Annotated in this window: 21 protein-coding genes; 6 read left to right on the forward strand and 15 right to left on the reverse strand. The window is 46.1% G+C overall.

Translation table 11 applies throughout. The annotated features are described in order from the left end of the window. Position 1: 1 nt before the first annotated feature. Together ftsH and rsfS are read right to left on the reverse strand one after the other, a co-directional pair. On the reverse strand, positions 2-2,023 hold the full coding sequence (gene ftsH, locus BLR32_RS04575; protein WP_089829045.1) for an ATP-dependent zinc metalloprotease FtsH: 2,022 nt from the start codon (positions 2,021-2,023) through the stop codon (positions 2-4). Positions 2,024-2,069: 46 nt separating this feature from the next. After that, positions 2,070-2,429, reverse strand: a complete 360-nt coding sequence (rsfS, locus tag BLR32_RS04580; protein WP_245705352.1) for a ribosome silencing factor — start codon at positions 2,427-2,429, stop codon at positions 2,070-2,072. A 254-nt stretch (positions 2,430-2,683) separates the two neighbouring features. Between rsfS and BLR32_RS04585 the strand changes: the two genes are divergently transcribed. Continuing rightward, complete coding sequence (locus BLR32_RS04585; RefSeq protein WP_245705353.1) at positions 2,684-3,463, forward strand: biotin--[acetyl-CoA-carboxylase] ligase; 780 nt, start codon at positions 2,684-2,686, stop codon at positions 3,461-3,463. A gap of 2 nt (positions 3,464-3,465) precedes the next feature. Here the strand turns inward: BLR32_RS04585 and BLR32_RS04590 are convergent, their stop codons facing one another. Beyond that, entirely contained in the window at positions 3,466-5,004 is a 1,539-nt protein-coding gene (locus BLR32_RS04590) for a glycosyltransferase family 39 protein (RefSeq protein ID WP_089829047.1), read from the reverse strand. A 363-nt stretch (positions 5,005-5,367) separates the two neighbouring features. Between BLR32_RS04590 and BLR32_RS04595 the strand changes: the two genes are divergently transcribed. Beyond that, complete coding sequence (locus BLR32_RS04595; protein ID WP_089829048.1) at positions 5,368-6,309, forward strand: helix-turn-helix domain-containing protein; 942 nt, start codon at positions 5,368-5,370, stop codon at positions 6,307-6,309. 316 nt (positions 6,310-6,625) lie between these two features. Here the strand turns inward: BLR32_RS04595 and BLR32_RS04600 are convergent, their stop codons facing one another. The 4 genes from BLR32_RS04600 to BLR32_RS04615 form a co-directional block, all read right to left on the reverse strand. After that, the gene (locus BLR32_RS04600) at positions 6,626-6,958 is read right to left on the reverse strand and encodes a translation initiation factor (RefSeq protein WP_089829049.1); all 333 of its coding nucleotides are present in this window, start codon (positions 6,956-6,958) and stop codon (positions 6,626-6,628) included. Between the two features lie 10 nt (positions 6,959-6,968). After that, entirely contained in the window at positions 6,969-7,853 is an 885-nt protein-coding gene (locus BLR32_RS04605; protein ID WP_176842164.1) for a diacylglycerol/lipid kinase family protein, read from the reverse strand. 23 nt (positions 7,854-7,876) lie between these two features. Then, positions 7,877-8,722, reverse strand: coding sequence for a carboxylating nicotinate-nucleotide diphosphorylase (nadC, locus tag BLR32_RS04610; protein WP_089829051.1), 846 nt, complete (start codon positions 8,720-8,722; stop codon positions 7,877-7,879). Positions 8,723-8,842: 120 nt separating this feature from the next. Further along, on the reverse strand, positions 8,843-9,262 hold the full coding sequence (locus tag BLR32_RS04615; RefSeq protein ID WP_176842165.1) for a DUF4783 domain-containing protein: 420 nt from the start codon (positions 9,260-9,262) through the stop codon (positions 8,843-8,845). A gap of 284 nt (positions 9,263-9,546) precedes the next feature. Here BLR32_RS04615 and gpmI point away from each other — a divergent pair, with 284 nt between their 5' ends. The 3 genes from gpmI to uvrC all read left to right on the forward strand — a co-directional run bounded on the left by gpmI (position 9,547) and on the right by uvrC (position 13,733). After that, positions 9,547-11,070 carry a 2,3-bisphosphoglycerate-independent phosphoglycerate mutase gene (gene gpmI / locus BLR32_RS04620; protein ID WP_089829053.1) on the forward strand — a complete coding sequence of 508 codons (1,524 nt, stop codon included), beginning with the start codon at positions 9,547-9,549 and terminating at the stop codon, positions 11,068-11,070. A 237-nt stretch (positions 11,071-11,307) separates the two neighbouring features. Next, a complete protein-coding gene (locus BLR32_RS04625) occupies positions 11,308-11,880 on the forward strand; it encodes a hypothetical protein (RefSeq protein WP_089829054.1) in 573 nt (190 codons plus the stop codon). A 17-nt stretch (positions 11,881-11,897) separates the two neighbouring features. Beyond that, positions 11,898-13,733, forward strand: a complete 1,836-nt coding sequence (gene uvrC / locus BLR32_RS04630; protein WP_089829055.1) for an excinuclease ABC subunit UvrC — start codon at positions 11,898-11,900, stop codon at positions 13,731-13,733. Positions 13,734-13,769: 36 nt separating this feature from the next. On the opposite strand, the gene BLR32_RS04635 is transcribed toward uvrC, so the two are convergent. The 8 genes from BLR32_RS04635 to BLR32_RS04680 form a co-directional block, all read right to left on the reverse strand. Then, positions 13,770-14,339, reverse strand: coding sequence for a DinB family protein (locus tag BLR32_RS04635; protein WP_089829056.1), 570 nt, complete (start codon positions 14,337-14,339; stop codon positions 13,770-13,772). A gap of 102 nt (positions 14,340-14,441) precedes the next feature. Further along, positions 14,442-15,494, reverse strand: a complete 1,053-nt coding sequence (gene porN / locus BLR32_RS04640) for a type IX secretion system ring subunit PorN/GldN (RefSeq protein WP_089829057.1) — start codon at positions 15,492-15,494, stop codon at positions 14,442-14,444. 11 nt (positions 15,495-15,505) lie between these two features. Continuing rightward, entirely contained in the window at positions 15,506-17,038 is a 1,533-nt protein-coding gene (gene porM, locus BLR32_RS04645) for a type IX secretion system motor protein PorM/GldM (protein WP_089829058.1), read from the reverse strand. Positions 17,039-17,099: 61 nt separating this feature from the next. After that, positions 17,100-17,849 (reverse strand): type IX secretion system motor protein PorL/GldL, encoded by a 750-nt coding sequence (gene porL / locus BLR32_RS04650; protein WP_089829059.1) that lies wholly within the window; start codon positions 17,847-17,849, stop codon positions 17,100-17,102. A gap of 231 nt (positions 17,850-18,080) precedes the next feature. Beyond that, positions 18,081-19,361, reverse strand: coding sequence for a T9SS ring complex lipoprotein PorK/GldK (gene porK / locus BLR32_RS04660; RefSeq protein WP_089829938.1), 1,281 nt, complete (start codon positions 19,359-19,361; stop codon positions 18,081-18,083). A 484-nt stretch (positions 19,362-19,845) separates the two neighbouring features. Beyond that, a complete protein-coding gene (locus tag BLR32_RS04670; protein ID WP_089829062.1) occupies positions 19,846-21,888 on the reverse strand; it encodes a thioredoxin domain-containing protein in 2,043 nt (680 codons plus the stop codon). Positions 21,889-22,026: 138 nt separating this feature from the next. Beyond that, positions 22,027-22,818 carry a uroporphyrinogen-III synthase gene (locus BLR32_RS04675; RefSeq protein ID WP_089829063.1) on the reverse strand — a complete coding sequence of 264 codons (792 nt, stop codon included), beginning with the start codon at positions 22,816-22,818 and terminating at the stop codon, positions 22,027-22,029. A gap of 40 nt (positions 22,819-22,858) precedes the next feature. After that, positions 22,859-23,914: a DUF4271 domain-containing protein gene (locus BLR32_RS04680; RefSeq protein WP_089829064.1), complete on the reverse strand. Its 1,056-nt coding sequence runs from the start codon at positions 23,912-23,914 to the stop codon at positions 22,859-22,861. A gap of 527 nt (positions 23,915-24,441) precedes the next feature. Here BLR32_RS04680 and hemW point away from each other — a divergent pair. After that, on the forward strand, positions 24,442-25,566 hold the full coding sequence (hemW, locus tag BLR32_RS04685) for a radical SAM family heme chaperone HemW (RefSeq protein ID WP_089829065.1): 1,125 nt from the start codon (positions 24,442-24,444) through the stop codon (positions 25,564-25,566). The last annotated feature ends 123 nt before the right edge of the window (positions 25,567-25,689 follow it).

Below are 25,689 nucleotides of genomic sequence, written 5' to 3' on the forward strand. Positions count from 1 at the left end.
CTTACGCATTAACAGGAGTAGGAGAAGGATTGATGATATCTGTCGGGTGAACACCATCAGTGGTCATACCTTCCTTGTTGGCGATATGCTCACGGTGTACATCCCATGGACGTTTACCGATCAGTCTTTCCAGGTCTGCCTGGTATAATACTTCTTTCTTCAGCAGTTCCTGCGCCAGCGCTTTCACATTATCAAGCCTCTCAGTCAGCAGGTTCTTGGTACGGATATAAGCCTTTTCGATCAACAGACGAACTTCCTCGTCGATCATTTTAGCTGTCTCCTCAGAGTAAGGTTTGGTAAACGCCTGATCGCTGTTTGGATCGTAGAAGGACACGTTACCAACTTTATCGTTCATACCATACACGGTTACCATTGCATAAGCCATACGGGTGATTACCTGCAGGTCATTCTGGGCGCCGGTGGATACTTTACCGAAAACGATGTCTTCCACTGCACGGCCACCAAGGGTCATACATATATCGTCCATCAGCTGTTCAGTATTGTAGAGGTATTGTTCTTTCGGCAGATATTGTGCATAACCTAAGGCAGCTACCCCACGGGGAACGATAGTTACTTTCACCAGCGGATTAGCATGCTCCAGGTACCAGCCACAGATAGCGTGACCAGCTTCATGGTATGCAATCACCTCTTTCTCTTCAGGAGAGATGATCTTGTTTTTCTTTTCCAGACCGCCAATTACCCTGTCAACTGCATCGTTGAAGTCTTCCATTTCCACTTCCGTTTTGCCTTTACGGGCAGCGATCAGTGCAGCCTCGTTACATACGTTGGCGATGTCAGCACCGGCAAAGCCAGGCGTCATGGAAGCCAGTTTCTTGATATCGAGGTTTGGAGAAGTCTTGATTGGTTTCAGGTGTACGTCGAAGATGGACTCACGACCTGACAGGTCTGGTTTGTCGATGGAGATCTGACGGTCGAAACGGCCTGGACGCAGTAACGCGCTATCCAGTACATCCGGACGGTTAGTGGCTGCCAGGATGATGATACCGCTGTCGGTACCGAAACCATCCATTTCCACCAGCAACTGGTTCAGGGTGTTTTCCCGCTCGTCATTGCTCATCATTACATTCTTACCTCTCGCACGGCCGATCGCGTCTATTTCATCGATGAAGATGATACAAGGCGCTTTTTCACGGGCCTGCTTGAACAGATCGCGCACACGGCTTGCACCCACACCTACGAATAATTCAACGAAATCAGAACCGGACATTGAGAAGAATGGTACCTGGGCTTCGCCTGCCATTGCTTTCGCCAGCAGGGTTTTACCGGTGCCCGGAGGGCCTACCAGCAGAGCGCCCTTAGGGATCTTACCACCCAGCGCAGTATATTTCTTTGGATTTTTCAGGAAATCAACGATTTCCATCACTTCCACTTTCGCCTCATCCAGACCAGCCACATCACTGAAAGTGATATTTACGCGGGTACCTTTATCGAACAGGGTTGCTTTGGATTTACCAATGTTGAAGATGCCACCGGGACCGCCACTGCCACCGGCAGGACCGCCCATTTTACGCATCAGCAATACCCACAGTCCAATCAGTAACACCAATGGTAACAGTAACTGGATAAATGGTTCGAACCAGCCTTGTCTGTCCTCATAGATCACTTTCACCTGATCTTCCAGTGGTGTATTTGCCTGAGCCTTGTCCATGTCAGCCTTGAAGCTTTCTTCGCTACCTATGCTGAAACGGAAATGAGGTCCCTGGTTAGCAGCGCCGAAACGGCCTTTGGATACTTTATCGAATTTAGACTCATTCAGTCTTTCCTTCTTGATGTAAACCTCTACCGCTTTCTTATTCACCACTACCAGCTTGTCCACATCACCCGGTTTCAGGTAATTTACCAGGAACTCCTGGAAACTTAGTTCTTTAGGCTGGGCACCGAAATTAAAAAAGTTCATTGCCAGCAAGGCTACCCCGATAAAGGCATAAACCCAGTATATGTTGAACTTTGGTCCTTTCTTTGGCGATTTGTCTCCCTTGTTGAAGTTGTTGCCTCTTTCCATAATCTTACGATCCTTTTTTAAGGATGTCGGTAATAGTTAAAAGTTATTAGTTTGTATCATTATGCTCCATTCGTTCTGCATCACTCCACATGTCTTCCAGACCATAGAACTGTCTGGTTTCAGGTTGGAATACATGCACCACAACATTCACATAATCTACCAGTATCCATTGTTGTGCGGTAAATCCCTCGTGCTTGTAAGGCTGTTCGCCGATGTGCTGCGACACTTGGTCTTCCACGAAGTCGGCTATAGCCCTCACCTGTGTATTGGAGTTAGCCTCACATATAACAAAGAAATCAGCCACAGCTTCAGGAATCTGGCGCAAATCCAGGGAAACAATATTCTCTCCCTTTTTCTCCTGGATGGCCTTGATGATGGTGGAAAAAATCTCGCTTTCTCTACTCAAGCGTGTTAACGCTTTCTTTCTCGTACTCAGAACGGTTAAGGGTGCCAATAAAATCTCTTTTGGTTAAAAATAATCTTTAATTGTCAAAATTACTAAAGAAGGAGCAAATAAACGCCGGAAGATGATATTGTTACAATATGTAATAATCCATGATGTACGGAACTCTAACGCCTATAAATCATACACTTGTCTAATACCCTTGCTCTCCTGCCGGCGTGTGTCCGAATGTTAAGAAAAAGATAAAATGATTTACTTTGCTGCGTCAATGCAAATCAGAAAAGAATTTTCCCGTGATCGGACAACCATTATACATTTTAGACACTGTAGACAGCACCAATAACTATGCCATGGAGCAGGTAAATACAGGGCAGGTGACACCCGGTACAGCCTGGTTTGCCATGGAGCAAACAGCAGGAAAAGGACAACGTGGTAAGCAGTGGTTATCGCCTCCGGGAGAGAATATCATACTGACTATTGCCCTGCAACCCGGCATGCTCCCGCTTTCCAGGCAGTTTATGCTTAGCACAGCAGTAGCCCTCGGCGTCTACGACTGGTTCAGCAAATACGCAGGTGATGAAACTGCTATCAAGTGGAGTAATGATATTTACTGGCGTGACAGAAAGGCAGGGGGTATCCTGATCGAGAATGTGTTACGTGGTAATACATGGCAATATGCCATTACCGGTATGGGCATTAACATCAACCAGACAGCCTTTCCCGGGCATCTGCCCAATCCGGTATCCCTGAAACAGATCACAGGCAAGACATGGGATGCTATTGACCTGACCCGCGACCTCTGCGCCTGCCTGGATACAAGGCTGAAACTGCTCCATCCTGCGCACTATGACAGTCTGCTGGAAGACTATAAAAGTAAGCTCTTCCGCTTTGGACAATCTGGCACTTACCGCATGAATGGAGCGTATTTCGAAGGTATTATCCGGGATGTACTTCCTGATGGCAGATTATGCCTGGAAAAGGATGGAGAAGTGCTACAGCTGGGCTTCGGAGAGGTAGAGTTCATTATTGTAAAATAGGCTTATTTCCATGCCCGGAAGGAAGCCTGTTCCTCCAGCTGCCATTGTCTTAACTTTTTCAGAAAAATTGGATTAATTCCCTGTACAAGATAGACGCCTGTGCCATATTCCCGCGCCAGCGAATCGCTGATCTGTCCGGTTTTGGCGTAGGCGGACGCATATTTCCGGACATACTCCCTGGGCTCTTCTCCCACTATGATCAGATAATGCAGGGTATCCATGGCAGGAAACCAGTACACATAATCAGCACTGAAGGTAATGGCAGGACTGACTTTTCCACCGGCATAGTAGTTTATAGCCCCGGCCTGGCCATAGTTGTCACAAAGGATCAGGGTGTTTTTCCGTTCGGATGCCGGCACCTTTTCATAGGTCTGTGCTACCAGCCCGGCCAGTTCACGCCAGCCAAGCATATCCGCAAAGTCCTGCGGAAGGGAATGGACTTTTCCGTCCTCCCATTTGGCAAAAGCTTCCCGTGGCAATGGTCCTGACGTCCATAAACGTGGCTTCTTTACCGGAAATAATATATCATACAACAAAAAAAATGGCAGTGTAATTAAACACAGTCCCAATCGCTTCAGCCATAGATGTGCCCCCTCTTTCCCTGCAAGGATCTGACTCCAATAAACGCTTCCAAAAGCAATCAACACCGGATAGATTCCCAGTGCATAGTAAGGTTTAGCCCGCATGCTGACGAATAATGCCATTACGAAGAGAAATGTCCATCCAACAAAACGGTAAGGTTTAAAAGGAGCATATCTCACAAATCCGACCAGTGCAGCGCCCCAAACGATAGTTCCGAACATGAAAAAAAGCAATTGCTCTGCTATGAAGCCCGAACGCTCTACATTCACTAACTGTGTAGACGCCAGCTCCTTCATATGATGAATTACAGGCAGCCCATTCCTAAACTGCCAGATTACATTGGGCAATGCCAGGAACAAGGCTATCAGTAAACCACCATACAGGTATTTATTCAGGAATATCTTCCGATGGGAAGAGATCAGCAAGGCTGGGATCAAGGCCATTACCAGAAAAAGAATATTGTACTTATTCAGAAAGCCAATACCAATCACAGCACCTAACCACAATAACAGGTACGGTTTCTCTTCCTTTATGTAGCGTAACAAAAGATAAAATGCTAGTGTCCAGGAGAGTACATCAAAGCTGTTAGGCTGATATAACATGTTGATCCTTGACATGGCCGAACAGATAAATACGAACGCCGCAAGTCCCCGGGCATACTCTCCTCCCTTTAATAATTCCACGAGTTTCCAGATGATCAGCATAGTCAATGCGCCAAATAATGCCGGAAAGAACCTTACCCAGAATACTCCGCCGCCCAGCCACTTAATAAGCAGGGAAAGAAAAGCCGTAAAAGGAGGAACCGATAGGTAACCCGCCGCCAGGTGATTAGCCTGGTCAAGATGCAGAAACTCGTCCCTATGCAGATCATAGTCATATGCAGGATCAACCATCTGAAAATGAAGGAAAAACTTTAATAGGAGGAACAATACAAGAAAGAAATAGGATGTTTTGATCATCAAAAGCTTGATTAAAAAAAGAAGGATTACATGTTATCATCACTACAGCTCATAGGTAAGGGCATGATAACATGTAATCCGTTATAAAATAATCTTGTACTGCGAAAAGATAGTTGGTTGACCTAGGCAGTTCATCAAAAAGACCAGTTGATGAAAACAAGATTTTGGTTGATAAAGGTTAAGTCCAAGTTGTGAAATATTTGTTAATTTATCAAATCAAAAAATGCAACCTTGCTACAAAGTCGCTCCCTTCAACCGCTGCTCAAACCATCTAACCCGCCATATTTCCACACATCCTGCCTACTCCCACATGTGGTTACATTAGCATATTGCGTAGCATTACTCTTTTTGTATTTTTACTGTATGGCCTCCCTAAACGGTAAAAATAGCAGATCTACTCCTCGTAAAGAGCTCAAAATCAGCGATGATTTATCACAGGTAAGTGTTGGGCAGGAGAACCTGCCAAAAGTGCCGGCAAAGAGTAGTTTCTCCATTCATTCCCGCGCTACCAATCCCTGCAGCGAATACGTTTCAAGCAGGAGGGATTATTATAAAATTTCCCTGCTTACAAAGGGTGGTGGCGTACTGACGCTGGGAGAACGTACCTATGTCATTAAGGCGCCCGCCATGGTGTTCGTCAATCCACTGGAGCCCAAGTTCTGGCAACCCAAAGGAGACCAGGATGGCTACTACTGTGTCTTTACCGAACATCTCTTCGAGGCACAACGCTATTATCGCAATGAACTATTGCATCATCCACTCTTCCAGACAGGTGCCAATTGTGTGCTGAATTTAACGGAACAGCAGGGAAGAGATATGCTCGAAATCTTTGAGCGACTGCGTAAGGAAAATATGGAATGTGATGCTTACCGCCTGGATGCGGTTACCATTTACCTGCAGTTGTTACTGCTCGAGTCCAAAAGAATAGGTGTAAATGATATTGTGCCTCAGCGTACGCTCACTACTGCACAGTTACTGGCCGAACGCTTCACCGACACATTGGAAAAGCAGTTTCCGATCACTTCTGAACAAGAGCAGGTGCAGCTGAAAACAGCAGGCGATTTTGCACTATCTCTGAATGTGCATCCTAATCATCTGAATGCAACCGTGAAGAGAGTTACCGGCCGCACTACCAGCGAGCATATCCGCCAGCGTATCCTCCTGGAAGCAAGATTACTGCTATTGCACACTGAATGGCCTATCGCCGTCATAGCTCACTGCCTGGGTTTTGAGGAGCCGGCCAGTTTTTCCCACTTCTTTAAGAGCCAGACAGGCCATACGCCGCATACGTTCAGAGTACTGTAAAAAACAGGAATTGAGCGTTATTTTCCACCCTGAATATAGCCGCCTAACCATTAGTAGGAGCGCGCAAGTAGCACGCGGTTTCAGATGGGAATGGCGGGCCTTCGGCTCTCCGGCGACACGACCGATGCTGCCCAATCTTTATCCAGCCCCTATTCGCTTGACAACGCTCAATCGACATCCAGAGAGGCGCCGACCGCCATCCCATACTGAAACCGAAGCTACTTAGCGTAAATAGAAAGAGGTTATATCAAATTACTTGATACAACCTCTTAAAATATCATTTTAAGGATCACTATATTAAATGTGATCCATTCTTTTATTTCGCTTTATATCCCCAATCCTGCAGCCATTTCACTACTTTCTCCTTATAGTCGCCCTGTATCAGGATCTGGCCATCTTTTGCACTACCACCGGTACCACATTTGGTTTTCAGCTCTTTTCCCAGCTTTTCCAGGTCTTCCGTTTTACCGACAAAACCATCTACCAGTGTTACTACCTTACCTGCGCGTTGTTTGGTATCCAGTTTTACGCGCAGTTGCTGTTGGGCGGGAGGCAGTGTATCTGTTTCTTCCGGTTCATTGCTTTCCGGCCTGAAACCGGGATCTGTGGAGTAGACGATACCCCCAGGGTTACTTTTCTTCTTTGACATAACAATACTTTTAGGTTCGGTTAACGATTACCTGCAAGGCAGCTGGATGTATCCGGAAAGCTACTTTGCCCTCTTCTTTGAGCGGTACCGCATCTCCATCCACCTGCAGATGTACCAGTTCTTTGCTTTTCACAACGATTGTTTCTCCGGTATAGTGTTGCATATAACGGGTCTTGTCAATATTGCCCAGCAATGAATATAGTCCGACCGGTATTAATCCAAGGAGTTTGATTGGCGGCACTACACAAAGGTCCAGTCTACCGTCAAATACGTTTGCAGTAGGGGCCAGCTTAAATTCATAACCAAACTGGTTTCCATTTGCTACCGTCAGGAGAAAAGCCCTTTCCTGCAGACTTTTACCGTCAATATTTATCTCGTATGAAGGTCCTTTATACCTGCTGAAACTCGAAACGACCAATTTTGCGTAGCCCCACAAACCACGTTTGGTCTTATGGCGGAACTGATCAGCCACGAGGGCATCAAAACCTACACCTGCATTACTCAGGAACAGGTATTCATTGGCATAGCCTACATCTATTGCCTGGCGCCTGCCGTCGGCAATCACTTCCAGTGCACGGGATACTTTCAAAGGTATCTTCAGGGCTCTTGCCAGACCATTACCGCTTCCCAGCGGAATTATCGCCAGCGCAGTATCGCTTCCTACCAGCCCCTGGGCAATTTCATTAATAGAACCATCGCCGCCTACAGCCACCACTGTGTCAGTCCCATTTGCTACCGCGGCCTTCGCCAGATCAGTACCATGCCCCAGGTATTCCAGGTGGGTTATTTCCACAGAAAAAGCTTTCGGAGTTAAATACCTCCTGATAATACCCTCCAGGCGTTTCTCTCTGTCTGTACCCGCCTTCCGATTTATGATGAATAAAATCTTTCTCAACGTTAGGGATATTGTATGTGATATTAGATTGCTTTTAAACTTAGATCAAGACTTACTGCGTGATGAATCACGGCTCCTACAGAGACATAATCAACACCTGTCTTCGCATATTCCTCCAGTGTGCCCAGATTGATACCACCAGACGCTTCGGTTTCATACCTCCCATCTATCAGGGCCAGTGCTTCGCTGATCTGTGCAGGAGAAAAGTTGTCCAGCATGATCCGATGCACCTGTCCCACTGCCAGTACCTCTTTCACGTCTTCCAGGTTACGGGTTTCCACTTCTATTTGTAAGGGCAGTTGTTTGCTTTGCAGGTAAGCGACTGTTTTGTTGACAGCTGCGGTAATGCCACCAGAGAAATCAATGTGATTGTCTTTCAGCATCACCATGTCATAGAGACCCATACGGTGATTTACACCTCCGCCTATCCGTACCGCTTCTTTTTCCAGCAACCGGAAATTCGGTGTGGTCTTGCGGGTATCGAGCAGACGGGTATGATATCCTTTCAGTATATCCACGTACTGACGTGTCAGCGTGGCGATACCACTCATTCTCTGCATACAGTTCAGTACAAGGCGTTCTCCCATCAGCAGGGTGTGTACAGCAGCTTCCACTTCAAATGCAACTTCGCCCGCTTTCATACTATCTCCATCCTTTTTGAATGGCTTGAAAACGGATGATGCGTCCAGTAGCCTGAAAATAGCCTCCGCTACTTCCATTCCTGCCAGTACTCCGTCTTCTTTGATCTTCAGTCTGGCCCCGCCTCTTGCATCTGCGGGAATGCATGCTAAAGTGGAGTGATCGCCATTTCCTATATCTTCGGCCAATGCGCTGCGAATAAGATCTGTAAATGCTGGTTCCTGTAACATACTATCGGTTTGAAAGAACGAAAGTAAGTGAATTTCAGAAAGCACACCCGAACAGACTTTCTGTAATATAAAAAAGTCCGGGCCAGGCCGGACTTTCCACTATCAATCTTAACAATACTTTTATTTATTCTCGAAGCGCAATTCATTCAGCACCATTGAGCCACCCTTCTTCTGCAGGAAGAACGATGTACGGTAAGCACCTCCGGTGGTACCCACGTTTGCTATCCCCACTCTTGAACCACCTGCACTTTCCACCTGGTGGATCAGTTCAAATGATTTCACCTGATTTTTTGAGAAGAAATCTTTCAGGATAATTTCTGCCTGTGCTTTGCTGTAGGAATTGGATTTACCAGCCATGCTGATTTCTACTGTGTTGTCGAGGTAACGGGATAGTGCGCTCGCATCGCCTTGTTTAATAGCACTCACTACATCTTCGAAAGGGCCTGCTGCAGTAGATTGTAAGGTAGCGGCTGACAGTGTAAATGCAGTGATAATGACGCCAAACAACACAACTCCAAGCACATACATTAACTTTTTCATCGTCAGTATTTTATTAAGTAGTAAAGTTTTCATCATTATAAGTGAAATGGGCTAAAACTATGCCAATTTGCAGGAGAGCTTTTAAAATACAATTATCGTTGTATTGTACAGTGATTAATTAATGCGAATATATTAATATATATTTTTAGAATAAAACCTAACTGCAATAAAGTTCTTTCACTGCTGTATTATTTTTGGTGTCATTTCAATAAGTTTGATGCCGTATTCACGGATGCTTCATAACTTTAGCCTCCTTTTAGAACAAGAAAACTACAACCGGAAATATGGAAAAGAAAAGAGCCATTCTCGTTATCATGGATGGATGGGGACAGGGACAAGTTCCTGCCGCTGACGCTATAGCGCATGCCAAGACGCCTTTTGTAAGCAGTCTGTATTCTAAGTATCCGCACAGTACCCTCGTTACATGCGGCGAAGAAGTAGGTTTGCCGGAAGGCCAGATGGGTAACTCCGAAGTAGGTCACCTGAACCTCGGTGCAGGACGTATCGTATACCAGGAACTGCAACGTATCAATGTAGCTATCCGCACCGGCGAACTGGCTGCCAACAGCGTATTGCAGGAAACCTTCAATTATGCAAAGGAAAATGACAAAGCGCTCCACCTGATGGGCCTTGTCAGCGATGGCGGTGTACACTCGCACATCAATCACCTGAAAGCTCTGACACAAATAGCTAAAGATAAAGGACTGACCAAGGTATTCATTCACGCTTTCACTGACGGCCGTGATACCGATCCTAAAGGTGGTCTGGGTTATATGGAAGACCTGGTAGCTCACCTGCAGAAAACTACCGGTCAGGTAGCCAGCATTACCGGCCGCTACTACGCTATGGACCGCGATAAACGCTGGGAACGCGTAAAACTGGCCTACGATGCATTGGTACACGGTACCGGCACCCCTACCCAAGATGTAATTACCGCTATCAAAACTTCCTACGCTGAAGGCGTTACCGATGAATTCATCAAGCCTATCGTAGTAACAGACGCACAGCACAAACCAATCACCACTATTCAGCCAGGCGATGCAGTACTCTGCTTCAACTTCCGTACCGACCGCTGTCGCGAGATTACGCAGGTGCTCACCCAGCAGTCCTTCCCTGACTTCGGTATGGAGCCACTCGCACTGCATTATACAACCATGACTGAATATGACAAGACCTACAAAGGTGTTCATGTAATATTCGAAAACGATAATCTGCAGAATACACTGGGTGAAGTACTGGAAGCCAACGACCGTACCCAGATCCGTATTGCAGAAACAGAGAAATATCCGCACGTGTCCTTCTTCTTCTCCGGCGGACGCGAAAAAGAATTCAAAGGTGAACGCCGTCTTATCGTAGCTTCTCCTAAAGTAGCTACCTACGACCTGCAACCAGAGATGAGTGCTTACGAGGTGACCGATACCATCGTTCCGGAAATAGAAAAGAAATCTGCTGACTTCATCTGCCTCAACTTCGCGAATGCTGACATGGTAGGTCATACCGGTATCTGGGAAGCGGCTATCAAAGCAGTAGAAACAGTAGATGCCTGTGTAAACAAAGTAGTAACTGCGGCCCTGGCAAATGGCTATACCGTATTCCTGACTGCTGACCACGGTAATGCTGATTTCATGATTAATAATGATGGCACACCGAATACAGCGCATACCACTAACCTGGTACCTTATTTTGTGATCAGTAATGATTTTAAAGGCGCGTTAAAACCAGGTAAACTGGGCGACGTAGCTCCTACCATCCTTACGCTGATGGGCCTTCCTATTCCGAGGGAAATGACCGGCAACGTACTGATCTAAGTATTCTATAAACACTTTTTGAAAGCTGTCCGCCTACGGTGGACAGCTTTCTTATTTTATATTATTTCTCTGCTGTAACTATTCACCGAGATAATACGTTTTACGTTTTTTAGTGCTCTCGACAGATTTGCTCATGCATCAGATGCGCCGTCTTTACGGCGCATTAACTTTTTTATAGTATTTGCTTTCCAATATCATATACACGCAGCTTTAAACGTTCTTCCCTAAATTTGCAGGATGGATCATCGTTTTTCATGGACATTGGTGGCTGTTGTTGTGCTAACCGTTTCCTGTGGTACCAGAGATAGTGCCAGACAGGGTAAAGGGCCTACATACAGGGATCTAAAAGGTTATTTTCAGGGAGAGTTGAATAGTATAGAGACACATAAGCCTGCCTTACAGAAGACCATCGTCATGAACGGCCAACGGGATAGTCTGACCATCGATTCTCCGGATTCGGCACAATTACAACATCTCCTGGCCCCCTTTCTGGAAGTTGACCTGAACAAACCATCCCTGCAGGGAGCATACGATACCATTCTGCTGGCAGATCAGTTTACCGGTACACATTCTCTCATGTACAAGGCCAGAAATACGGCCACCGTACCCCAGGAAGTGATCATGGATATTGACAACCAGCAACATATCACGAATGTGCAGATGAATAAGCACGTAGCAAACCTGGTATACGAATACCAGCAAAACCTGGTGTACCAGCATAACAAACATATCCGCATTGTGACCTGGCAGAAAATCGCATTTTTGCCCGCCAGGGAACTGGATGTGAAGGTTCTGCTCAGACACCCCTAACAGATCTTCTTTAGAACATGACAGCAGCGGAGTTTCAACAGATATCACATACAATACCCCTTCAGCCTGGCATTTATAAATATTACAGCGAAGCCGGTGAACTGCTTTACGTGGGAAAAGCCAAAAGCCTGCGCAAAAGGGTGAGCTCATATTTTGTAAAGAATCACGATAACTATAAAACACGCCGGCTGGTAGAAACAATCCACCACATTGAATTTACCATCGTCGGCTCTGAACAGGATGCCTTCCTCCTGGAAAACTCACTGATCAAACAGTTCCAGCCGAAGTTCAATATTAACCTGAAGGATGACAAAACCTATCCTTACATCGTTATAAAACATGAATCATACCCCCGTGTGTTCCTGACCCGCAATGTGATTAAAGACGGTTCAGAATACCTGGGACCTTTCACTTCTGTAGGCCGCGTGCGTGAACTGCTGGAGGTGATCCGTTACAACATTCCTCTACGCACCTGCAACCTGAACCTCTCTCCGCAAAACGTTAATAAAGGGAAATACAAAGTATGCCTCGAGTATCATCTCGGCAACTGTAAAGGCCCCTGTGAAGGATTGCAGACCGAGGAAGATTACAGGGAGGGATTACAGCAGGTAAAGAACATCCTCCGGGGAAATCTCAGCCCTGTTTTACAAATGTTCCGTACCCAGATGCAGGAACATGCCATGAACATGGAATTTGAGAAAGCAGAGATAGTCAGAAAGAAAATAGAAAGTCTGCAGGCATACCAGGCCAAATCAACCATCGTAAATGCCCGGATAGGCAATGTGGACGTATTCTCAATCATCAGCGAAGGCAACTACGCCTATGTAAATTACCTGCGTGTACTGAATGGTACTATTGCAGATACTAAAACGGTAACCCTGGAGAAAAAACTGGAAGAGGATGACACCGAAGTACTGACCTATGCTGTCAGCTACCTCCGCGACGCTTTCCAGAGCCTGACCAGGGAGATCATTGTACCCATTGAAATAGAATACCCGGAAGAACATATTACCGTATCGGTACCAAAAGCAGGCGATAAAAAGAAACTCCTGGAACTCTCTGAAAAGAACGTCAACTATTTCAAAGAGGAGCTGTACCGTAAAAAGATCCTGCACCTGGAAGGCAAGAGCGATATGGAAAGAAAGAAGGTGCTGTATCAGTTACAGGCCGATCTCGAACTACAGGAACTTCCCCTGCATATTGAGTGTTTCGATAACTCCAATTTCCAGGGAAGCTACCCGGTATCTGCCTGCGTGGTGTTCAAAGACGGAGTTGCGTCCAAGAAAGATTACCGGCACTTCAATATCAAGACGGTACAGGGTATCAACGACTTTGCCTCCATGAAGGAAGTGGTATACCGCCGTTACAGCCGTTTGCTGGCAGAACAGCAACCATTGCCGCAGCTGGTGATCATAGATGGAGGTAAAGGTCAGCTTGGATCAGCAATGGAAAGTATACGCGAGCTGGACCTCATTGGAAGTATGACAGTAGTAGGCCTGGCTAAGAATGAAGAGGAGATCTTTTTCCCGGGCGATAAAGACAGTATCAAACTGCCTTATGATAGTGAAAGCCTGAAACTTATCCGCCGGGTACGTGACGAGGTACACCGTTTCGGTATCACTTTCCACCGTCAGAAGCGCAGTAAAGGCACCTTTAAGAACGAACTGGAAGGTATCAAGGGAATAGGAGAGAATACAGCCACCCAGCTCCTGAAAACCTTCCGTTCCGTTGCGAAAATAAAACTCCTTTCAGAGGATGATCTGGTAAAAGAAATAGGCGCCGCCAAAGCAAGGCTGGTCTATGCCCATTTCCATCCGGCTACCGGCGAAACAGATGCATCCGCAACATCATAAATAACATTATTGCCAGTCTGTATTATCAGCCAGAGATTATGCCATGGCTCGTAAGGCCTGAGCCATATGGCGGCGTTCGTGTGCGAGCACAAAACGAAAGGTATCTCCCAATGAAAACTTCAGCCAGTTACCCAAAGTGGTGGCTATCTTTAGCCTTTGCAAGTTGACATATTGTGCCTGGTCAAGCAGGGCTTTGGTTTTCTGCTGCCATTCAATAAACTCCGATACTACTTTTCCCGCATCCAGATCCGACATAGGGCGATAGGCCTTAGGCGCCTGCATTTTCATACCCGGCTGCCCATCTGTTTTAGGCTCCATCATCTTCGTGAAATAGTTTCCGAGCCATCCGCTTTTAAAGGTGGCCGTTGGAGGAAGACTGCTGGTTAAGGCAGCCTGGATAGCCTTTTCCATAGCAGGTACATAAAAACGGGAATAGGCATTCAGGTGATCCAGGCATTGGGCCACACTCCATTTTTCGGGAGCTGGTTGTCTTAGGAGGATCTCTTTGGGAGTGTTTACAAATTGTTCGTTGGCAGTTTTCAGCAGATCTTCAATCTGCAGGTGAAGTTCTTTCAATAGAACAGGGGTCTCAAATTTCGCGGACATATACAGGTGATTGATTGCCCACAAATGTAGCAGGGAAAAGGGAAAAACAAAAGGGAGCCTGTTAAACAGACTCCCTTTCAGTTTCTTTATACTGCGAGCAGATTAATACTGCCACATATCCTGTTCTTTATTAAAGATTCTATCCTTAACCGCCTGACCTTCCAGGAGGCGCATGGTACCATCTTTAATGTAATCTTTGATCTCGCGGTTGTAAGTGTTGTTTTCCTTGATCACAAAGCTCGAGAAGAAACGCATTTCGAAAAGGTCTTCCCAACTGATGGTAGCCGCATCGTTGTTCTGATTGTATACATCGTATTTGGCCAGGATAGGACGCAAATCGGGATAATATAGCCAGAACAGTGGGATAGCCGCACGGAAGGAACCATCTTCGTTCATACGTGATACCATTGGTGCAATACCGAGGATACGTACTTTCAGCTGAGATGCTTCTTTATCGAACACCCAGATTTCTTTGATCTTGTACTGAACAACAGTACGTGGGTCAAACTCATCACGGGTAGTTACCATTTTCTCTTCACCGGTTACAGGATCAATACTACGTACTGTTTTTTCCTCGCCGCTCAGTTTAGTCTGAATATCGGCATAAGGCAATACAGTAGTGAACCTGTCGTCGATAGCGCTGAACGCTTCAACTTCCTTGTTCTTTACCGCGTTGAGCAGGATATTAATGAACAGCTGGTTAGTACCCATTTCATCCTCAACATTGTACTGGAAAGGAAGGTTCATCTTTTCGCGGGTGTCGATCACCTGCCATACCTTTTTCTCCCAGAATTCGTCATCTGAGCGGATATGATCGTAAGCGATGGGCACACGGTCCCTGATAAAGTTCTTTTCAGAAATGCCATCCGTACGCAGGGATTTGCGTGGGGTATCTACTGGGATACCAATACCATCCTGGCGAAGGGATGCACCATCTGCTGCTGTAGGAGCTGGTGGCGGTGGTGTGGCAACGCTGTTACCGGTAGCGGGATTTACAACTGAAGCATCCTGAGTTGGTGCAGCTTGTTCAGCTCCCGGGGTACGACGTGTTGTTCCTCCGCCACGGCGGCGTCCTTGTGCGTTTACCTCGGTTGCCAGTACTACTACCAGCAGGAGGGAACACCAACCAATTCTGTTAAGGATGACTGCTCGCATAAAAAATAATATTAGTTAATCTTGAAATTGACGTTAGGCATATCTCTTACCCTTCCATCCGGACCTTTTATGCGGATGTTATCGAAGTATACGATATCACCTGCTCTCAGGGCGCGGATCACCGGCATTACGCTGCTTGGGAAGTAAGCGGAGTTTGCATCAGCTTCTGCGTAGTCTTTACCTTTTGCGTCGATACCGATACGATAGCTAACAACATCGTATTTAACACCTTCGAAAAGGAAGTCTTCCAGGTCGGCACGTAAACCGCCCTGAACTTTGAACTCAGCAGCCTTCATGAAAGGACCTCTGCTCAAACCCACTTTCATTACCGGGTCAGGAATGTATTTGATACGGAATTCTTTAGAACCCAGTGTTTTTACCTTACCATCGATATCACCGCTTACAGTGATCATCGCAGTACCTGGTTTGCTTACTACAACAGCATACTTACCAGCACCGGTCTTCGTCATGTTACCGTTGTTGATACCTGCAGATACTTTTTCAGCAGGAACGCCACCGGCAGAGATGGAGATCGGGTTCGACAGACCAATGTACAATACGTTCATTTTGTCGGCAGAGATGGAAGTAGTAGAAGCACCTACACTATAAGTTTCGCTGAAAGGCATGTTAATTACCTGGCCACCTGGGTCAGTCATCTTAACAGTACCAGAGATGGTTTTTTCACCGATACCGGAAACCACCATTGTATATGTACCCAGACCTTCGCTAGCAGTTACGGAAGAACCGTTCACTACGATCTCAGGATTTACAGTGCTGCTATAAGCACCCACTGCTACTGAAGCTGTCAAAGTCTGACCTTCCATCAGGTTCTTTGAGTTCAGGGAAACGAAAGGCTTGATCTTATCAAAGTGGAAATCTCTTTTACCGATCTGCGCATACAAGTCATCAATGATCAGGGATTCTGAGTTCTTGATGTCATTCTGGAATTTACTCAGAATGGTTACAGCTGCGATGGTAGGCACCATGTTGAAGTGATAGGAAGTCCAGTCTTTTGCAGGACCATGGCTACCATGTGCTTTACCAATTTCGATATGTAAAGGCAGCTTTTTTTCAAAGCTTGCTTTATCTTTTGCTTCCACGTAAGTCAACAGTCTGGCACGTAATTCAGTCAGTTTCTTTTCCAGCAAAGGACCCTGTTTCTGATTCTCCATCACACGGGTAGGAGCATCCAGGTTATCTTTACTTTTCAACTCACCAAATTCGTCACGTCCACCACTCTCTCTAACGATTCTCTCTTTCAGTGAATCCAGGAAGGTGTACATTTCGGCAGACGCGGCCTTTACCTGTTCTGCTTTCTGCTTGAAAGGACCTGCTTTTGCAGCATCTTCAGTCATTTTCTGTTCGAAAGCAGCGTAGGTATCGTTATTTTTACCAGTGATCGAAGTATTCGATGTTTCTATTGAGTTGTTTACTATATTAAATGCGTTCAATATCTCAGCAGAGACGTTCAATGCCAGCATGGCCGTCAAGACCAGGTACATGATATTGATCATCTTTTGCCTGGGATCTTTAGGTAGTGCCATAGTTTGTTCTCAGGTTTGAATGATTGTCTGTTGTTAATTCAAAAAAACTATTAGCGTTACCTTATCTCGCACTGTGCATAGCGCTGAGCATGTTACCGTAAACGGTGTTCAGGCTAGTCAGGTTATGAGCCAGTTTAGAGATCTGATCCTGTGTTTTGCGCGCATCGTCTACGCTGCTGGTCATTGCCTGGGATACATTCAGCAGATTGCTATAGAAGTTGTTCATAGCTTTCAGGTGATTGTTAGTATCCTGCAGTTCCAGTTCGTAGATAGCATTCAGGGAAGCCAGGTTTTTGGTCATACCCTGCATCTGCTCGTGGAAGCTTCTTGTAGATTCAGAAGCACTGTTGAAGGAAGATACAGCTGAAGCAGCAGTAGTGTAAGCATGAGCTACGTTACCGATTGCGCTCGCAGCTTCTCTTGTTTTTTGTGTGTAATCACCTGTAGCGGCAACTACGTCACTGATATCCCGCATTTTATCTACAGTGGAACCTAATTTCTGGAAGTTCTCGCTCAGACGTTGCAGACTTACCGGAGTGATGTCAGCTTCTTCCAGCATTTTATCCAGACCAGCCAGAGCAGGGCTGCCACCTGAAACTACTGCTACATGAGCAGCACCCTCGTGACCACCGCTATCCGGTACGAATGCATAAACGAAGAAGATAAGCGCTTCAGTGCTCAGACCAACGATCAGGGCGATATCCGCACCTGGCCAGTGTTGCAGTTTGAACAACGCTCCGATAATAACTACTGATGCTGCGACACAAACAAAGAAATTAAGCCATTTCGATGTAGTAGGATTCATAGCCATAGGTCAAAATTTACTGGTTAAAGTGTTAAAGGTTAAATTGTTATGGAATAGTTGTTGCTCAACGATGATTTGCAGTTTCCCAATGTACATCATACGGTTTCTCATATCAACATTTTTAAGTTTGATTATCTCACACATGCCCGTCCCAAAGGCATACAGGAATATTGGTCCTGTCTCTTCGATACTGCCTGTTTTCTCGCTCATCTATCCGTAATGGCTGTTCTATAATTGTTACCTGTGACCAAAATCGTTTTTAGAACGGCTCAGGAATGCGATCGTACATCTGAAACCAATGTAGGATTTAGCACTATCCTGATATTCGTAGGAACGTGTACCTGTCTGAAGGAAATACCCGATATCTTTCCAGGAACCACCTCTTACAGCTTTACGCTTCATCTTTGGAACCGCACTGTCCGGTATGTCCATACGCAGGTATGGGTTCATATCAGATGTGAAAGAGTACGCGTTCTCATAGTAAATGTCCTGTGTCCACTCAGCTACGTTCCCTGACATATTATATAAACCGTAGTCGTTTGGCCAGTAAGCATCCGCTCTTACAGTGTAGAAACCACCGTCTTCAGGATAGTTACCACGACCTGGTTTAAAGTTAGCCAGTAAGCAACCTTTTTTGTTACGCAGGTAATAACCACCCCATGGGTAAGGAGATTGCTCTCTGCCGCCACGTGCTGCATATTCCCACTGCGCTTCTGAAGGAAGCTGGAATTTATCTTCAGTGAATAATTTCTTAGAGATACGGTAGTCTTCCCAGAACTTACTACGCCATTCAGCGAAAGCGTTAGCCTGGTGCCAGGTTACACCTACTACCGGATAGTTGTCGAACGCAGGGTGCCAGAAGTACATCCTCGTCATTGGCTCATTGTAAGCGTAAGAGAAGTCGCGGATCCAGCACAGCGTGTCAGGATAGATAGCAACGTCCTTCTTAACAATGAACTTCGCACGGGACTTATTTGCGTTCTCACGCAATTTCGCCTGTTCCCAGTTGAAGGTCTCTGCATGGTAAACCAGTTTACGCACATCGAATTCCTTACGTCCATACAGACGGTCTTCAGGCGTATAGGTCATACCCTCCAGTTTCTCCATGGTGGACTTATCCCTGTAATTGATCTTCTTCTTCCAATCGATATAATCCTCACCACCATCGTTCTTTACGTCACCCAACATGATGTGGGCAATAGAATCTGTTACCCACTGTACGAACTGCCTGTACTCGTTATTTGTAATCTCCGTAGCATCCATGTAGAAGCCGGAGATGGAAATAGACTTGTTACGGGCGGTGTACGCGTAGTTCAAATCCTCATCGCTGGGGCCCATGTGAAAGGTTCCGGAAGGAACATAGACCATTCCATAGGGCACTGGCGGGAAATACTTAGGTCTGGGACTTATGCCGATCAGCTGTCCCTGCGCATTTTTGGGGGTTTTACTACCACCGCAGCTGGCGAGCAGGCTAACCAGCAATACTGCTAACAGACCACTTGAAAAATTAAGCTTCATAAGGGTAGCTTTCATTGAAAATCATTTATTTCGTAGGCGACGCAGTTTACATTGGCCACAATGCTACTGAGGGTGTCGCTATGTTCTGAAACATGGCCGAAGGTCTTGCCGGTCTGTCCGGTCCGACCGTTAACCAACCAGCCATTCACACACAATGACTCTAAAGTTGATATGTGCAACTCCAGAAATTTAGCGGTTGTTCTACTCGTTGGTTTCACTTTTAAATTCATTCCCTTTGGAAGGTATTTTTTCTTCAAAGTCAGCACTTTTTCCCCTCTGCCCGGTCTCTCTCCACTTCTTAAGCAAGATAACAAATGTAACGATTAATTTTAATCCGTAGTTAGTTTTCATCCAACTTTTTCATGCCCCCTGAGGGAAGCGTGACGTTTAAATTAAACGTACTTTTTAACATTTTATTATATCTTCCAAAATCATTTTTCCGTGCGCTTTTTACACAGATATGGTCATGCAAGATACATAAATATTATTTTAAATTAATTATTTCCTCTATATAATTAACGGGCTTAATACAATGATAATGCTCACAGACGTATATAAGTGTCTCCCCTGGCCGCTCCCGCTGCTCTAACAGCGGGATTCCCGGTTTATCAGTTGTAGCTCCCACTATTACTTTAAACGGAATATAATGCCTGTTAGTATCCTGCATCCGCGATTTATAATCATTTCCTACCACCGCTATCTCTTTTACCCCATTCACCAGCTGCAATAACAGCCCGGCCCATATGCCAAAAGAAGTAGAATACCTCACCGCCATCTGCGACTGCCCTGCCAGCATAGCTATGCCCCGCTCAGACCAGTCCTTCCTGTCATAAACGATTGATAGATAGATCAGGTTCGACGCCATTACGGCATTACCACTGGGAGTGGCTCCGTCATAAACTTCCTTTTTACGTATGATAACATCGGTTTGGCCGGCTTCCGTATAATAGAAATAAATGCCCCCTTCGTCTGAAAAATTCGTAATAACATACTCCGTCAACTCTTTTGCTTTATCCAACCATCCTGCATCTCCCGTTACTTCCTGCAAAGCGATCAAAGCACGTACCAGCCACGCATAATCATCCAGAAACGCCGGATATTTCGCTACGCCGGCTTTAAATGTATGAAAAAAAGACTGTTTATCAAGCTGTTGCAGATTTTTCAGGCAAAAATTCATGGCATTAACGCCCATCTCCCTGTACTGCTCCACCCCAAGTGCGGCATAAGCCCTACAACAGGCGTGTATCATCAACGCATTCCACCCCAGTATGATCTTATCATCCAATCCCGGCCTGATCCTTTTGGCCCTCGCCGCCATCAGTTTTTCCCTGCTCACTGCCAGACTTCTTTCCAGCGCCTCTTCCGTAATCCCATTCTCTGCCGCAAAAACTGCCGCAGGCTTTGTGACCCATAAAATATTGGTTTCCTCCCAGTTACCTTCTTCTGTGACATCATAAAATGCGCAGAATAAGGCGGCGTCTGGTCCGAGTATCGCTTCTATTTCCTCCCGGCTCCAGGTATAGAATTTCCCTTCTACTCCCTCCGAATCAGCATCCAGCGCACTGTAAAAGCCTCCTCCGGCATCTGTCATCTCCCTCTTCACAAAGCCAAGGGTATCTGCTATCGTCCGTGCATACAACTCGTTCCTGGTCTGCTGGTAAGCTTCACTCATCACGTCTACCAGCAAGGCATTGTCGTACAGCATCTTCTCAAAATGAGGCGCGAGCCATTTGGCGTCCGTACTGTAACGGGCAAATCCACCTCCCAGCTGATCGTAAATCCCTCCCTGGATCATTTTATCCAGGGATAACAGGGCCTGTTGCAGCGCCTGTGGCTCGTTAAAACTATGATGATACCTTAGCAGGTACTGAATAATAAATGTTCCGGGAAACTTGGGGGCACTGCCGAAGCCTCCCCATACCTTATCTCCCTGCTGCATCATGTTGCTGAAGATCGTATTACACTGTTCTTTCGTAAACAGTTCTTCCTTCGGCACCAGTTGCAGGTCAATCGGCTTCTCTCCAAAGCGGGAAGCCTGTGTCAGATGATCCCGCATGTTTTCTGCCTGGGTTTCCAGGTCTTCCCTGCGCTCTTTGAAAGCCTGGGACAATGCCATTAACACTTCCTTCCATGAAGGACGGTTAAATGCTTTCACCGGCGGGAAATAGGTTCCTCCGTAAAAAGGCAGTTTATCTGGCGTCAGGAACACGTTCAGCGGCCATCCGCCGGAACCTGTCATTGCCTGTACCGCATCCATATAGATGTGATCCAGATCAGGACGTTCTTCCCTGTCTATCTTGATATTGATGAAAAGCTCGTTCATGATACGGGCGGTCTCGGCATCTTCGAAACTCTCCCGCTCCATAACATGACACCAATGGCAGGCGGCATATCCAATACTGACTAAAATAGGTTTATCTTCTACTTTGGCCTTTTGCAGTGCTTCCTCTCCCCATGGATACCAATCTACCGGGTTGTGTGCATGCTGCAGCAGGTAAGGACTGGTTTCTTTCGCTAGTCTGTTCACAGTTATGGTTATTCTGTTGTTTTTCTACAGTATTATGGTTTGTACGTGTTTTCCCTGATCCCCTTCCGTTACCTCAAATATAACAAAGGGACAGCGTTTGCTGTCCCTTTACTCAATTATTTTGCGGTAATTTTCGTGTTATTTTTTGTTTATCGCCGCCAGGTATTGCTCAAGAGCTGCCACCATGGAGGGCGCCTGCGGAGTAGGAGCTTTCACATCCAGCCTCAGACCAGCTTCTTCAACGGCTGCTGAGGTGGTAGGACCGAAAGAACCGATACGGGTGCCATTCTGTTCGAACTTTGGAACGTTCTCAAACAGCGACTTTACACCATACGGACTGAAGAAGACGATCATATCATATTCAGTGCCTTCCAGCAACTCTTTCACATCGTTAGAAACTGTTTTGTACAGTGTAGCAGTGGCGTATTCGCACTTGTTGGCTTTCAGCCACTCTTCGATGTCTTTACGCTGACTGTCAGAGCTGGGGAACAGGAACTTTTCATTGTCGCGGTGCTTGTTCATCACTTCCAGCAGGCTTTTGGTAGAACCATCAGCACCATAGAATACCTTACGTTTCCGGTACAGGATGAATTTCTGCAAATACAGGGCAATAGCTTCTGTGATACAGAAGTACTTACAGTCCTGGGACACCTTGATTTTCATTTCCTCACAGATCCTGAAAAAATGGTCTACAGCATTTCGGCTGGTAAAAATAACCGCCGTAAAGTTCTGTATGTCAATCTTTTGTTTCCTGAAGTCTTTTGCGGACAGTCCCTCCACCCTTATAAACGGATAAAAATCCAATTTAACATTGAATTTTTTCGCTAGTTCAAAGTATGGTGATTTTTCTGTTTCAGGCTTAGGTTGGGAAATTAGAATTGACTGAATGTGTTTTGCTTGCAAATCTTTTTTTGGCCCGCCTTTAATCATACGTTTTTTTGCTCTTGTGTTAACAATAGGCAGTTTTTTATCAGAGACCACCAGTTAACGCGACCAGCAACACCTTAGTTATTATTAAAACCGGCGCTACTTCGAATGCGCAAAGGTAAAGAAAAAAATGTAATCTGCTGAAAGATAAGTATTGTTTTACCACTGAATACGACCGGATATACCGGTATGCCACCAATAAAACAATAAAGAATATAGAGATATACATAAACGCTTTTGCCAATTCCGGCGTGCAAAAAGCTAAGATTACCAGGAATGGCACCAGCAGAATACCCAAAACCTTATTGATCAGATACAAAATGAAGATATAGGCATCTGCCAGTTCACTGCTACCGAATAACCAGCCACAGAAGCGCAGCATCAGGTATTTTACCCCGTATACAACTGTTACCAGTACTATCAGGCCGGGTATGGCCATCCAGGCAGTATTGCTGGTAATGTACTGCTGACGGTACATCAGCAGGTAGAGGTACAATGCCAGACTGATCACAAAAAAGCTGTTCAGCAGGAAATTGGGGAAAGGCGACTGTGATAACTGATCCTTTAGTTGGCGCTGACTCAGCGTAGGATTCATAAAGGCCCTAAACAGGTCTGAGAAGTATTTCAGATAGCTCAAGCGGATAATACCCAACAGCAATACTACACCTGCCATGACATATACCAGCCAGTCGAGATCGTCGTACACCCTCAGCTTGTTCACATCCAGCCGGGTGGGCTTATTACTCTTTAAAAACACATTCTTTGCTGCCAGCTCCTTCAGGAACAGATCATAGGTCGTTTCCTGTCTCGAAGGTACGACAGTCTGCTGCTGTGCGCTATCAGCGGGAACCGCCGCAGTAGCAGGAGTTATAGCGGTTGGGACTGCCGGAACAGCAGGAGTAGTAGCTACTGGCGCTGCCGGAGCTGCAGGCCTTAAAGCACTTGCAGGTATCGTTACACCTGCGCTATCCTTTTTGACTACCGGCACTTTCTTCTTCACTGGCCTGGCAGTAGTATCACGGGGAGCGTTCTGCACTTTTGCAGGCGCATTCTGCACTGCCGGCTCCTGCCGTACAGTACTATCCGTCTGGGCCGCCAAACGTAAACAGGGTATAATGAACAGAAGCAACAACCAGTTTCGCACCAGGAAATATTTTAAAATGCCGTTTAAAGTTGGACAAAGATATAAAAATTGTCTATCCGCTACAGATCGTATACGATAATAATCATATACTTATTTAAGGATCGTCAACAACGACTATAAAGATGAAACCTTATTCAGATTCTGCCACACTGTCCATAAACGCAATAATCCGTATCTTTATTTTCGCAGCGATAGCTTCCATATTAATATCATTTTCACCCGATCAGGATTCCTTTAAGTCCACCTCAAGTCCACCTAATATCCACCTTAACTCCAGGTATAATACGGGCATATAACAGCCAGGATACTGCTTTTCAACAGGGATAGGCAATAGCATTACGTGGAAAAAACCTGGAGATGTTAAAATAATATACCTCACTATTCACGTACCTTTGCCGCTGCTTTCATTGGGATCGCCCTTGCTGTCACAATAATGAACATAAACAGCAGGGAATAACCCCACTCATCGAACAACAAAAAACATGGCAGGTATCTATCTACATATTCCTTTTTGCAAACAGGCTTGTTATTACTGCAACTTTCATTTTTCCACCTCTCTTGCACTGCAACCAGCCCTGATAAAGCAAATGCTGCATGAAATCATGCTGCAAAAGGACTATCTCGCCGGCCAGACCGTTACCAGCATCTACTTCGGAGGAGGAACACCCAGTCTCCTCGCCAAAGAAGATCTGCAGCAACTGCTGGACAAACTGTACAATACCTTCAAGATATCCACCGACGCAGAGATCACCCTGGAAGCCAACCCTGATGATCTCTCCCCTGAAAAGCTCAGGGACCTCCGTGCTGCCGGCATTAACCGGCTGAGCATCGGGGTACAGTCCTTCCATGAGGAAGACCTCCGCTGGATGAACCGTGCGCACAATAGTCAACAAGCCTTACAATGCATCCGGGACGCTCAGGCTGCAGGGTTCAACAACCTGACCATAGACCTGATCTACGGCGGACCTACCCTCACCGATGAAGGCTGGGCAGCCAATGTACAGCAGGCCATTGATCTCGGTGTTCAGCATCTTTCCTGTTATGCCCTCACCGTAGAACCGGGCACTGCCCTGGACCAGTTCATCCGCAAAAAGAAAGTACCGGCCGTAGACATCGACAAGGCCGCACGTCACTTTGAAATGCTCATGCAGTGGACCACCAAAGCAGGTTATGAACATTATGAGATCTCCAATTTCGCCCTACCCGGATGGCATTCCCGGCATAACAGCAGCTATTGGCAGTCCCAACCTTATCTCGGACTAGGTCCCTCTGCACATTCCTTCAACGGCCACTCCCGCCAGTGGAACATCGCCAATAATGCCCTTTACATCAAAAGCCTGGAGCAAAACACCATTCCCTTCGAACTGGAAGAACTGACGCCCACCATGATGCTGAATGAGTACATCATGACCACCCTCCGCACCTCCCAGGGTTGCCTGCTGCCAGTGGTAGCTAAACGCTTCGGAGTTGATACCCGCGATACGCTGCTGAAAATGGCCCGACCTATTATCGATAAAGGTTGGATGGTGTTGAAAGAGGACGCACTGGTGCTGACTCCGGAAGGAAGACTGTTTGCGGACGGGATCGCTTCCGACCTGTTTTTCTGACAACGATATAACTGAAAGATATAGTCGGTATTCGGTACGACTATAGCGCGATGCTATATCTATAGGCCCTGTAGTCCTACATTAGGCCTACCGTTCTATAGCATTCGCTATAGAGCAGTCCCT

The organism is Chitinophaga filiformis, assembly GCF_900102545.1.
Lineage (GTDB): Bacteria > Bacteroidota > Bacteroidia > Chitinophagales > Chitinophagaceae > Chitinophaga > Chitinophaga filiformis.